Raw genomic sequence first — 12,459 nt, 5'->3', positions numbered from 1 at the left:
TGTCGTGTCGACCGCAGCGGAGCGAGGATCGGTTGGTGGGTCTCGGGGGTCCGGGGGTCGTCCCCCGGGCGTGTCAGCCCGGGTAGGTGGGGGAGAAGCCGACGATTCCGCAGTCCCAGGTGCTGAAGCGGGGGTCCTCGTTGAGGGACTGGAGGCAGGTGGTCGGCGCCTGGTTCTGCTTGCCCGGGTCGATGCCCAGCAGGATCTCCTTGCCGGGGGCCGCGGTGATGCTCACGGGCGTGCCCTCGAAGCTCCCGCCGATCGCCCGGACCGCCCCGCCGCTGATCGGCACCAGGTAGGGCAGGATGCTCGTCGAGGCGCCCGCGGTGCCCAGCACCGCCAGCGTGTCGGCGTCCCGCCAGGCCAGGTCGACGACCGAGCCGAGCTCGGCGTTGATCGAGTGGAAGCGCAGCGAGTACGAGCCGTTCCCGGTCGCGTCCGGCAGGATCCGGCCGATCTGGATCTCGGTCTGGGAGCGGTCGCCGATCAGCGCGGCGACCCGCACCCCGTCCCGCGCCACGCGCAGCGCCTTGATCTGCTGGCCGCTCCGCAGCTCCGACAGGGGGGCCAGCTTCGTGGCCTCCGTCCGGCCGGGGGCCAGCAGCCAGACCGTGGACGACCGGCCCTTGTTCTGCACGATCCACAGGTTCCCGGAACGATCCCAGGAGGGGCGCAGCAGCGTCGCGTCCTTCTCGGCCTTCAGCACCTGCCGGACCGTGTCGCCTCCGCTCAGGTCCCCCACGTACAGGGTCTGCCCGGAGATCCCGGCGAACTGCTGGCCGTTGAGCGCCACCGCCGTGTCCCGGAACGTGTGGTCGCGCAGCGACGGGACGATCGACGCGACGTTGCCCTGGAGCAGCGCGAGCCGGCCGGATTCGGCCAGCAGGTACTGGGCCTCGCCGGTGACCTTGCTGGGGGCGTCGGGGCCGAGGTCGGTCCAGCGGCTCTTCTCCTGGACGTCCAGGCCGTCGCTGGTCCGCCGGGCGCGGCCGTCGATCCGCAGCCGCATCGCCCGGATCTCGGTGAGCTGCCCCAGCGTCCACAGCAGCTGCGCCGACATCTGGTCGACGTCGCCCGACGCGGCCTCCCGGCTGAGGTCGACGGTGGCGACGTCCCCTTCCAGCCGCACCTTGCCCCGCAACTGGGCGCCTTCGGGGAAGGAGGAGGCCACCGCGCCGTCCAGCCACGGAGTGGTCTTGCTCAGCAGCGACTTCACCAGCTGGCTGGGCAGGTCGGAGCGGTTGAGCAGCGGAAGGAACACCGGGTCGGGGACCAGGGACTGCCGGTCCGGCGCGAAGTAGTACAGGTTCGTGGTGCGGAAGACGCGGTCGACGTCGCTGCGGAAGAGCACCAGCTCGTCGGGCTGCCCGGTGATCCGCCAGCGGCCCGGCGCGACCTGCCTGAGGAAGAACGTCACCTCGTGCCCGGGCTGGTTGAGCGCCTCGTACTGGCCGGAGGAGCTGATCTGGCCGAGCCGGTCGCCGAAGAGCCGGACCACGGTCTCCGTTTCCTCCTCGTCCTCCTGGGGGCCGGACAGCAGCAGGGGGGAGGACGACTCCGGGTCGTCCATGACCGTCACCCGCGGGCGCACCTGGGGCTTCCAGGCGGCGCCCTCGGCCAGGTAGGCGCGCATCGACTCGTGGTCGCCGTCGAAGTTGGCCATCGCCACGAGGTAGCCGCGCACGACCTCCTCGGCGGACCAGCCGTCCTGGGGCGCGGTGGGGACGATCCGGACGTACGGCTCGTCGAAGGGCTCGGTGCGCTCGCCGTTGTCCTGCGCGTTGATCCCGCTGCCCGTCGGCATGCTCGCGCAGCCCGTCAGACAGCAGACGGCCATGAGCAAGGCGATGAGGCGCTTCACTCGGTGACCTCCAGATCGGCGAGGTCGACCAGGTTCGCCCGGTTCAGTTCGACTTCGGCGGGGACCAGCGGGAGCGGCGAGCCGCGCAGCTCCGCCCCGACCTTGCGGGGCAGCGACAGCCGGAACTGCGAGCCCACTCCGGGCTCGCCCCAGGCCTGGAGCCAGCCGCCGTGCAGCTGGGCGTCCTCCCGGGAGATGGAGAGGCCGAGCCCGGTGCCGCCGATGGTGCGGGCCCGCGACGGGTCGGCCCGCCAGAACCGGTCGAACACCATCTGGGACTCGCCCGGTTTCAGGCCGGTGCCGTGGTCGCGGACGGCCAGCGCCACCGCGTCCCGGTCGGCGGCGACGGTGACGACGATGTCCTTGCCCTCGCCGTGCTCGACGGCGTTGAACAGCAGGTTGCGCAGGATCCGGGCGACCCTGCGGCGGTCGACCTCGGCCATGCACGCCTCGCCCGGGAGCTTGAGGACGACCTTGGTGCCGCGCCGCTCCGCCACGTCCTGCACGTCCTCGACGGCGGTCAGCACCAGTTCGCGCACGTCCACGGACTCGGCGTCCAGGGTGGCGGCGCCCGCGTCGTGCCGGCTGATCTCGAGCAGGTCCGCCAGCAGCGACTCGAACCGCTCCATCTGGCTCTGCAGCAGTTCCGCGGACCTGGACACCATCGCCTGGAAGTCCTCGCGGTTCTCGTACAGCATGTCCGCGGCGATCTTCATGGTGGTCAGCGGGGTGCGCAGCTCGTGCGAGACGTCGGAGACGAACTGGCGCTGCACCTGCGACAGCCCCTCCAGCTCGTAGATCTTCTCCTGCAGGGTGGTGGCCATGTCGTTGAAGGAGCGGCCGAGCTTGGCCAGGTCGTCCTCGCCGCGCACCTTCATGCGCTCCTCCAGGCGCCCGGCGGCCAGCCGCTCGGCGGACTGCGCGGCCAGCCGCACCGGGATGACGATCTGCCGGGTCACCACCGAGGCGATCGCGGCGAGCAGCAGCACCAGGGTGACGCCCACGCCGACCATGGTGCGCTGGACGAAGACGAGGGTGCGCTGCTCCTGCTTGAGCGGGAACAGGTAGTACAGCTCGTACGGGCCGTCCTTGGCGCCGGCGATCAGCGCGGCCTCGTCGTCGTGGTACTGCCGGACGAGCGTGCCGATCCGCCAGATCTTGGCGCCGGGCTCGGCGTTGATCTCCTCGGTGAGCTGCCGCGGGACGCTCACGGGGTCGAGGTCGTTGGTGGGCAGCCCGCCGTTGGTCTTCTCGTTGGTGTCCCGCAGGTACACCTCATAGCGTCCGGACGGGCCGCTGCGCGCCGCGAGCTCCCTGGCCACCTTCTCGGGGATCCGGTCGCCCTGGACGCGCTTGAGGATGCCCAGGCCCTCGTTGAGCTGCTGGACCGCGGACTCGCCCCGGCTCTCCAGCAGCGCGGTGGTGATCTGCTGCATCAGGAAGACGCCCAGGACGACGGCGACGATCGTCGAGAGCAGCAGGGTCGTGGTGACCACGCGGACCTGGATGGATCTGCGCCACCGCACGTACGAGCGGCGCCACGACCCGCGGACGAGCCGAAGGAGGGTGGTCTTCATGGGGGGCCCTTCGCCGGGCGGGGGGAACGCCGGATCGCCGGAGGTCAGGCAGGGCCGGCCTTGTAACCCACGCCTCGTACGGTGACGACGATCTCCGGACGCTCCGGGTCCTTCTCGATCTTGGCGCGGAGTCGCTGGACGTGCACGTTGACCAGCCGGGTGTCGGCCGCGTGCCGGTAGCCCCACACCTGCTCCAGCAGGACCTCGCGGGTGAACACCTGGCGCGGCTTGCGGGCCAGGGCCACCAGGAGGTCGAACTCCAGGGGGGTCAACGGGATGTGCTTGTCGCCGCGCTTGACCGAGTGGCCAGCGACGTCGATGGAGATGTCGCCGATCTGCAGGGTCTCGGGGGCCGGCTCGTCGGTGCGACGCAGCCGCGCGCGCACCCGGGCCACCAGCTCCTTGGGCTTGAAGGGCTTGACCACGTAGTCGTCCGCGCCCGACTCCAGACCGAGCACCACGTCCACGGTGTCGCTCTTGGCGGTCAGCATGACGATCGGCACGCCCGACTCGGCCCTGATCTGCCGGCACACGTCGATGCCGTCCGCCCCCGGAAGCATCAGGTCCAGCAGCACGAGGTCGGGCCGGGTCTCCCGGAACGCCTCGAGAGCCTTGTCGCCGTCATGAACGAACGACGGCTCGAAGCCCTCGCCGCGCAGCACGATGCCGAGCATCTCTGCGAGCGCCAGGTCGTCGTCGACGACCAGTACACGTCCTCTCATGCGCCCTCATCGCCGTTCTGTTGGGAGGCCCACATCGCCAGTCGAGCCAGGTTACCCGCGTTTTACCGGTGCCGGGGTCCCTAATCGGGGAAACACAGGCGATCTCTCTCCGCCCCATGTACTCTGCGTTCCGGTTCGCCTACGACACGCGATATTTGCACCGCCTGAGGAGGGGGACGGGTGTTGGGAATCTCCTGGATATAAGGACACATGGCAGGATGGCCCCCGTGCGAGTCGACCGGGCCGAACTGCTCGGCGGGGAGATCCCGCTGCGGCCGCTCAGCGTGTCCGAGACACTGGACGCGGCGCTGGCCGTGCTGCGCCGGTCCCCGCGCGCGGTGCTCGGCCCGGCCGCGGCGATGGTGGCCGTCCTCCAGGTCCTGGTGACCGTCACGGGCTACTTCTTCATCGGGGGCTCCGACGAGTACACCCCGAACCTCCTCCTCCGCTCCGTGGGCGAGCAGTTCACGCTCGCCGGCGTCGGCGCGGTGGCGTCCGCGCTGATCGTCCTGGCGCTGGCGGGACTGCTGGCCCCGGCCGTCGCCCGCTCCTTCTTCGGGCAGCAGGTCACCTTCCGCGGCGTCTGGGGGGACGCGCGGCCGAGGCTGAAGGGCCTCGCCGCGGTGGCGGCGACGCTCGGGCTCGGCGTGCCCCTGCTGGGCGCGCCGGCGCTGGCGCCGTTCGTCGCGGTGGCGGGCACCGGCGGCTCGACGGGGGTCGCCGTGCTGCTCGGCGTCCTGGGCCTCCCGCTGGCGCTGGCGGTCGCCGTCTGGCTCTACACGCGGTACGTGCTGGCCGCGCCCGCCGTCGTGCTGGAGCGCGGCGGCGTCACCGCGGCCTTCACCGCGTCCGCGCGGCTGGTCGGCGGGCAGTGGTGGCGGACGTTCCTGATCCTCCTGCTCACCGTGGTCCTCACCGCCTTCATGGGGCTGATCCTGCGGGTGCCGTTCCTGGTCGGCGGACTGCTGTTCTTCGGCGCCGAGCCGCAGGGCTGGCAGGCGGTCGCCATGCTGGCCGTCGATACCCTCGGTCAGATCGCGTCCTGGACGGTCGTCGCGCCGTTCGACGCGGCTGTGATCGTCCTGCTCTACCTGGACCGGCGGCACCGGCGCGAGGGCCTGGACCTGGAGCTCCAGCAGCGCGACGAGGTGCCCGACGAGGACTTCCTGGCCCTGTGGGCGAGGCCGCGTGATCTTTAGGAGCCCGATGAGCCTCTGGGAGCCGGTGGACCGGGAGACGGCGCGCCGGATGGCCGAGGACGAGCTGGAGAAGCCCGTCTACCACCGCGACCGGCCCTCCTTCCTCGACGACGCGCTCGACCGGATCAAGGAGTGGCTGAAGGACCTGATGCCCGACCCGCCGAAGCCCGGCCCGGGCACCGGGGGCGGCTCGTTCACCCTGGTGATCCTGCTCCTGCTGGCGGTCGTGCTGATCGCCGCGGTGTGGTGGTGGATGCGCGGGCGCGGCAACGTCAGGTCCGGCAAGGCGCTCCTGGAGGACGTGCCGACCCGGGCGCTCGACCACCGCACGGCGGCCGAGGCGCACGCCGCGGAGGGCCGCTGGGCCGAGGCGATCAGGGAGCGGCTGCGGGCGATCGCCCGCGACCTGGAGGAGCGCGCGATCCTCGACCCGAGGCCCGGGCGCACCGCACAGGAGCTGGCAGCCGAGGCCGCCGCCGTCCTGCCGGTCGACCTCGCGCCGGGAGTGCGGGTGTTCGACGACGTCTGGTACGGGGACAGGCCGGGCACCGCCGAGGGCTACCGGCTGCTGACCGACCTGGACCGGGCCGTCCGGGCCGCCAGGCCCCGGCCCTTGGAGGCGGTGTGACGGAGACTGCGGTGAACGCGGCGCACGCGGAGAGCACCGCGCAGGTCGCCGGCCGGCGGGTGCGGCGCTGGCGCGGGATCGTTCTGCCGGTCCTCGCCCTGGTCGTGGTCGCGGTCCTGCTGGCGGCGCTCCGCCCCGAGGCGACCGGCGGGTACCTCGACCCCGAGTCCCCCGCGGACACCGGCAGCCGGGCCCTGGCGGAGATCACGCGCCAGAACGGGACGCCGGTGATCAAGATCAGGACGGTCCGCGAGGCGCAGCCACTGGGCGCCTTCGGGGACAGCGACGACCTGCTGGTGGTCGTCCGGAGTGAGCGGCTCACCGGCGGCGACCTGAGGAGGCTGTCCCGCGCGTCCGCCGATCTGCTGCTGGTGGAGCCGACGGACGCCGCGCTGGAACGGCTCGCGCCGGGCGTCTCTCGCGCCACGGCCGGCGAAGGGGAGGCCGAGCCGGCCTGCTCGCTCGCCGAGGCGCGGGCCGCCGGGACCGTCTCCTTCGGGACCTCCCAGGTCTTCACGGCTCCGGGCGGGGCGCTCTCCTGCTACCCGGCGGGGGACGAGAAGCTGCCCAGACTCGTCCGGATCCCCGGGCCCAGGACCATCACGGTGCTGGGCTCCGGCGAGCCCCTCGTCAACGGCGAGCTGCGGGAGCAGGGCAACGCGGCTCTCGGCATGAACCTCCTCGACGGACACCCGCGGGTCATCTGGCTGATGCCGGACCTGCCCTCCGAGGAGGAGGCCGGTGACAAGAGCCTGACCGAGCTGATCCCGCCCGGCGTCTCCCTCTTCTTCTGGCAGCTGCTCGTCGCGGCGGTGCTGCTGGCCCTGTGGCGGATGCGCCGCCTCGGCCCCGTGGTGATCGAACGCCTGCCGGTGGCCGTCCGCTCGGCCGAGACCGTCGAGGGCAGGTCTCGCCTCTACCGCGCCGCGCGGGCCCGCGACAGGGCGGCCCTGGCGCTGCGCGAGTCGGCCCGCGAACGCCTCGTGCCCCTCCTGGGACTCCCGCGCAGCGCCGCCGCGGATCCCGCCAGATCACAACAGATCATTACCTTGGTGACATCACGTGCAGGGTGGGACCAGCAGACCGCCTCCTGGGCGCTGTACGGTCCTGATCCTGTGGACGACACGGAACTCGTCCGGCTGACCGACCTTCTGGACGATCTAGAGGAACGACTTCGATGAGTGACGAGACAGTGATCGACACGGGGCTTTCCGTGCCGGATGCCAGGCGTTCCCTCGCCGCGCTGCGCGGGGAGGTCGCCAAGGCCGTGGTCGGGCAGGACGCGGTGGTCACCGGGCTGGTGATCGCGCTGCTGTGCAAGGGGCACGTACTGCTCGAAGGAGTGCCCGGAGTCGCCAAGACGCTGCTGGTGCGGACGCTGGCGCAGGCGTTGGACCTGGATTTCAAGCGGGTGCAGTTCACGCCCGACCTGATGCCCGGCGACGTGACGGGATCGCTGATCTACGACACGAAGTCGGCGGAGTTCGAGTTCCGCCGCGGGCCCGTCTTCACCAACCTGCTGCTGGCCGACGAGATCAACCGGACGCCTCCCAAGACGCAGGCGTCGCTGTTGGAGGCGATGGAGGAGCGGCAGGTGACGGTGGACGGCACGCCGTTCGCGCTGCCCGACCCGTTCGTCGTCTGCGCCACCCAGAACCCGATCGAGTACGAGGGCACCTACCCGCTGCCCGAGGCGCAGCTCGACAGGTTCCTGCTGAAGCTGACGGTCCCGCTGCCCACCCGGGACGAGGAGATCGGCGTGGTGCAGCGCCACGCGACGGGCTTCGACCCGCGCGACCTGTCGGAGATCAACCCCGTCGCGGGCGCCGTCGACCTCGACGCCGGCCGCGAGGCCGTCCGGAGCCTGCACGTGGATCAGAAGGTCGTCGCCTACATCGTCGACCTCTGCCGGGCCACGAGGGAGTCGTCCTCGCTGCAGCTCGGCGCGTCCCCCCGCGGCGCGACCGCGCTGCTGAACACCTCGCGGGCCTGGGCGTGGCTGTCGGGACGCGACTACGTCACCCCGGACGACGTGAAGGCGCTGGCACGGCCCACCCTGAGGCACCGCATCCAGCTCCGTCCGGAGGCCGAACTCGAAGGCGCCACGGCGGACGGGGTCCTCGAAGGGGTGCTGACGACCGTCCCCACGCCGCGGTAATGGCGCTCACCGGACGGGTCGGGCTGCTGGCGCTGCTGGCCGCGGTGCTGCCGCTGTTCTTCCCGCATGGATGGGTCATCGGCGCGATCGCCGGAGTGCTCGCGGCGGCCGTGGCGATGGACTTCGCGCTGGCGGGGAACGTCCGCAGGCTGGTGCTGCACCGTTCGGGCGACACCAACGTGCGGCTGGGGGAGTCCGCCTCCGTCAGCCTGATCGTGGAGAACCCCGGCACGAGGCGGGTGCGCGCGGTGGTGCGCGACGCCTGGCCGCCGAGCGCGGGCGCCTCGCCCCGGACGGCCGCGGTCGCGCTGCCCCCGGGAGAGCGGCGGCGGATCGACCTGACGCTGACCCCGACGCGGCGCGGCGACAGGTCGCCGGTGTCGGTGACCGTGCGCTCCACCGGCCCGCTCGGGCTGGCGGCGCGGCAGCTGACGCGGCCCTCGCCGTGGACGGTCCGGGTCCTCCCGGCGTTTCCCTCTCGTCGGCATCTGCCCGCGAAACTCCGCAAGCTGCGGGAGCTGACGGGCCAGCACGCCGCGCTGATCCGCGGCCAGGGCACGGAGTTCGACTCCCTGCGCGAGTACGTCCCCGGCGACGACGTGCGGTCGATCGACTGGCGGGCCACCGCGCGGCGCGGCGACGTCGTCGTGCGGACCTGGCGTCCGGAACGGGACAGGCGGATCTTCCTCATCCTCGACACCGGCCGCACCTCGGCCGGGCGGGTCGGCGACATCCCCCGGCTGGACTGCTCGATGGACGCGGCGCTCCTGCTGGGCGCGCTGGCCTCGCGGGCCGGCGACCGGGTGGACCTGCTCGCCTACGACCGGCGGGTGCGGGCCAGGGTCGAGGGGGTGCCGCGCACGGAGCTGCTGCCCGCGATGGTGCAGGCGATGGCCCCGCTGGAGCCCGAGCTGATCGAGTCGGACGCGTCGGGGATGGTCTCGGCGCTGCTGGCCCGGTCCCGCCAGCGCAGCCTCGTCGTCCTGCTCACCGAGCTGAACGCCGCGGCGCTGGAGGAGGGGCTGATCCCGCTGCTGCCGCGGCTCACCGCCCGGCACCTGGTGATGATCGCCGCGGTCTCCGACCCGAGGGTGGAGGAGATGGCCGCGGCCCGCGGCGACCTGGCGGCCGTCTACGACGCGGCGGCGGCCGAGCGGGCGCGCGGCGAGCGCCGGAGGATCACCGCGGAGCTGCGCGGATACGGGGTCGAGGTGGTGGACGCCCCGCCGGAGACGCTGGCCCCGGCCCTGGCCGACGCCTATCTGGCGTTGAAGGCGGCCGGGCGTCTGTGATACTGACCGTAAGCGGCCACCGGACGGCGCGGGCAGGGTGAAAGGCCGGGAACCGTGCCCGCCGCCGGTCCGTTCGTCCACAGGAACGAATTGCGCGCGAGGGTGACCTGCACCATCCTGGACCTCACTTAGGATGGACAGGCTAAGAGTGGTATGCGCGACAGGGGTTCCCACCCACGTGCGGCTATCCGATCTGCAAGGAGCTTCCGAGAGTGCCAGCTGTCATCGACAAGATTCTTCGCGCCGGCGAAGGCAAGGTCCTGCGCAAGCTCAAGCGGATCGCCAACCAGGTGAACTCCATTGAAGAGGACTTCACCGACATGACGGACGAGCAGCTGCGCGGGCTGACCGACGTCTACCGGGAACGCCTGGCCGACGGCGAGACCCTCGACGACCTGCTGCCCGAGGCGTTCGCGACCGCCCGCGAGGCGGCCCGCCGGGTGCTGGGCCAGCGGCACTTCGACGTCCAGGTCATGGGCGGCGCCGCGCTGCACCTGGGGAACATCGCCGAGATGAAGACCGGTGAGGGCAAGACCCTCACCTGCGTGCTCCCGGCGTACCTCAACGCGCTGGCCGGCAAGGGCGTGCACGTCATCACGGTCAACGACTACCTGGCCAAGCGCGACGCCGAGTGGATGGGCCGCGTGCACCAGTTCCTCGGCCTCGAGGTCGGCGTGATCCTGGCGAACATGCCCCCGGAGGAGCGCCGCAGGGCCTACAACGCCGACATCACCTACGGCACGAACAACGAGTTCGGCTTCGACTACCTGCGCGACAACATGGCCTGGTCGCTGGACGAGTGCGTCCAGCGCGGCCACTACTTCGCGATCGTCGACGAGGTCGACTCCATCCTGATCGACGAGGCCCGCACCCCGCTGATCATCTCCGGCCCCGGCGACCAGAACTCCAAGTGGTTCGCCGAGTTCGCCAAGATCGTCCCCCGGCTGAAGAAGGCCTCCGACAAGGAGTCCGACGACGGCGACTACCAGGTCGACGAGAAGAAGCGCACCGTCGGCATCCTGGAGTCCGGGGTCGAGAAGGTCGAGGACTGGCTCGGCATCGACAACCTCTACGACTCGGTCAACACCCCGCTGGTCGGCTTCCTGAACAACGCCCTCAAGGCCAAGGAGCTGTACCGCAAGGACAAGGACTACGTCGTCATGAACGGCGAGGTCCTGATCGTCGACGAGTTCACCGGGCGCATCCTGCAGGGCCGCCGCTACAACGAGGGCATGCACCAGGCCATCGAGGCCAAGGAGGGGGTGGCGATCAAGGACGAGAACCAGACGCTCGCCACGATCACCCTCCAGAACTACTTCCGCCTGTACGGCAAGCTCGGCGGCATGACCGGCACCGCGCAGACCGAGGCGTCGGAGTTCAACAAGATCTACAAGCTCGGCGTCATCCCGATCCCGACCAACCGCCCGATGCTGCGCCTCGACGTCGCCGACGTGGTCTACAAGACCGAGGACGCCAAGTTCGAGGCGGTCGTGGAGGACATCGAGGAGCGGCACGCCAAGGGCCAGCCGGTCCTGGTCGGCACCACCTCGGTGGCCAAGTCCGAGAAGCTCTCCAAGATGCTGCGCCGCCGCGGCATCCCGCACGAGGTGCTCAACGCCAAGCACCACGAGCGGGAGTCGGCGATCGTCGCCGAGGCCGGGCGCAAGGGCGCGGTCACGGTGGCCACCAACATGGCCGGCCGAGGCACCGACATCATGCTCGGCGGCAACCCCGAGTTCCGCGCCGACCTCGAGCTGCACCGCCGGGGCCTGTCCCCGCTGGAGACCCCCGAGGAGTACGAGGCGGCCTGGCCCGAGGCGCTGGAGAAGGCCAAGGAGGACGTCAAGGGCGAGCACGAGATCGTCGCCGAGGCCGGCGGCCTGTACGTGCTGGGCACCGAGCGCCACGAGTCCCGCCGGATCGACAACCAGCTGCGCGGCCGCTCCGGCCGTCAGGGCGACCCGGGCGAGTCCCGGTTCTACCTGTCGCTGGAGGACGACCTGATGCGGCTGTTCAACTCCGCCCGGGTCGAGATGATCATGACTCGGCTGAACATCCCGGACGACCAGCCGATCGAGGCCAAGATCGTCTCGTCCGCGATCAAGTCGGCCCAGCACCAGGTCGAGCAGCAGAACTTCGAGATCCGCAAGAACGTCCTGAAGTACGACGAGGTCCTCAACCGCCAGCGCCAGGTGATCTACGCCGAGCGCCGCCGGGTGCTGGAGGGCGCCGACCTGCGCGAGCAGATCCGGCACATGATCGACGAGGTCATCGACGGCTACGTCGCGGGCGCCACCGCCGAGGGCTTCGCCGAGGAGTGGGACCTCGAGAAGCTGTGGAAGGCCTTCGGGCAGCTCTACCCGGTCTCCATCACCGTCGACGAGGTGGTCGAGGAGGCCGGCGGCGAGGTGCAGAACCTCAGCGCCGAGGGCATCGCCGACCGCATCCGCGAGGACGCCCAGGCCGGCTACGACAAGCGCGAGGCCGAGCTCGGCGAGGAGGTCATGCGCGAGCTGGAGCGCCGCGTCGTGCTGACCGTCCTGGACCGCAAGTGGCGCGAGCACCTGTACGAGATGGACTACCTCCAGGAGGGCATCGGCCTGCGCGCCATGGCGCAGCGCGACCCGCTGGTGGAGTACCAGCGCGAGGGCTACGACATGTTCGCCTCGATGATGGAGGCGATCAAGGAGGAGTCGGTCGGCTACCTCTACCACCTCGAGGTCGAGGTCGAGGAGCAGCCCGCCGCCAAGGTCGGCGTCGCTCCGGTCGCCGTCGCCGCCACCACCGGCGGCCCGTCCCTGGAGAAGCCCGACACCGGCAAGCTCGACTTCTCCGGCCCGGCCGAGGGCGGCGGCGTCGAGCACCATGTGGAGGACGCCCCCGACGCCATCGGCGACAAGGAAGTCTCCCGCAACGACCCGTGCCCCTGCGGCAGCGGCAAGAAGTACAAGCGCTGCCACGGCGGCCGCCGCTGACGCCTCCCAGGCGCGTTCCACCGACCGCCGCCCGTCCTTCCCGGACG

9 protein-coding genes are annotated in these 12,459 nt (G+C 71.4%); 6 read left to right on the top strand and 3 right to left on the bottom strand.

Translation table 11 applies throughout. The features are described 5' to 3' along the window. Positions 1-73: 73 nt before the first annotated feature. The 3 genes from ABD327_RS26630 to mtrA are packed head-to-tail and all read right to left on the bottom strand — an operon-like array spanning position 74 to position 4,160. Entirely contained in the window at positions 74-1,861 is a 1,788-nt protein-coding gene (locus tag ABD327_RS26630) for an LpqB family beta-propeller domain-containing protein (protein ID WP_344453963.1), read from the bottom strand. After that, positions 1,858-3,438, bottom strand: a complete 1,581-nt coding sequence (gene mtrB / locus ABD327_RS26625; RefSeq protein ID WP_344453961.1) for an MtrAB system histidine kinase MtrB — start codon at positions 3,436-3,438, stop codon at positions 1,858-1,860. Before mtrB ends, ABD327_RS26630 begins: the two co-directional genes overlap by 4 nt. A 44-nt stretch (positions 3,439-3,482) precedes the next feature. Then, the gene (gene mtrA, locus ABD327_RS26620; protein WP_106397618.1) at positions 3,483-4,160 is read right to left on the bottom strand and encodes an MtrAB system response regulator MtrA; all 678 of its coding nucleotides are present in this window, start codon (positions 4,158-4,160) and stop codon (positions 3,483-3,485) included. Between the two features lie 227 nt (positions 4,161-4,387). Here mtrA and ABD327_RS26615 point away from each other — a divergent pair, with 227 nt between their 5' ends. The 6 genes from ABD327_RS26615 to secA all read left to right on the top strand — a co-directional run bounded on the left by ABD327_RS26615 (position 4,388) and on the right by secA (position 12,412). Next, the gene (locus ABD327_RS26615) at positions 4,388-5,359 is read left to right on the top strand and encodes a glycerophosphoryl diester phosphodiesterase membrane domain-containing protein (protein ID WP_344453959.1); all 972 of its coding nucleotides are present in this window, start codon (positions 4,388-4,390) and stop codon (positions 5,357-5,359) included. A 7-nt stretch (positions 5,360-5,366) separates the two neighbouring features. Next, a complete protein-coding gene (locus ABD327_RS26610) occupies positions 5,367-5,987 on the top strand; it encodes a DUF4129 domain-containing protein (RefSeq protein ID WP_344453957.1) in 621 nt (206 codons plus the stop codon). Next, positions 5,984-7,168 (top strand): DUF4350 domain-containing protein, encoded by a 1,185-nt coding sequence (locus ABD327_RS26605; RefSeq protein ID WP_344453955.1) that lies wholly within the window; start codon positions 5,984-5,986, stop codon positions 7,166-7,168. Before ABD327_RS26610 ends, ABD327_RS26605 begins: the two co-directional genes overlap by 4 nt. After that, positions 7,165-8,145 (top strand): AAA family ATPase, encoded by a 981-nt coding sequence (locus ABD327_RS26600; RefSeq protein ID WP_344453953.1) that lies wholly within the window; start codon positions 7,165-7,167, stop codon positions 8,143-8,145. The genes ABD327_RS26605 and ABD327_RS26600 overlap by 4 nt, the downstream gene beginning before the upstream one ends. Further along, positions 8,145-9,437, top strand: coding sequence for a DUF58 domain-containing protein (locus tag ABD327_RS26595; protein ID WP_344453951.1), 1,293 nt, complete (start codon positions 8,145-8,147; stop codon positions 9,435-9,437). The genes ABD327_RS26600 and ABD327_RS26595 overlap by 1 nt, the downstream gene beginning before the upstream one ends. Before the next feature lie 212 nt (positions 9,438-9,649). After that, positions 9,650-12,412 carry a preprotein translocase subunit SecA gene (gene secA, locus ABD327_RS26590; protein ID WP_344453949.1) on the top strand — a complete coding sequence of 921 codons (2,763 nt, stop codon included), beginning with the start codon at positions 9,650-9,652 and terminating at the stop codon, positions 12,410-12,412. Positions 12,413-12,459: the final 47 nt, after the last annotated feature.

It is taken from the genome of Actinocorallia aurantiaca (assembly GCF_039533685.1).
Classification (GTDB): Bacteria; Actinomycetota; Actinomycetes; order Streptosporangiales; family Streptosporangiaceae; genus Actinocorallia; species Actinocorallia aurantiaca.
This window is presented reverse-complemented; position numbering and strand designations above follow the sequence as displayed.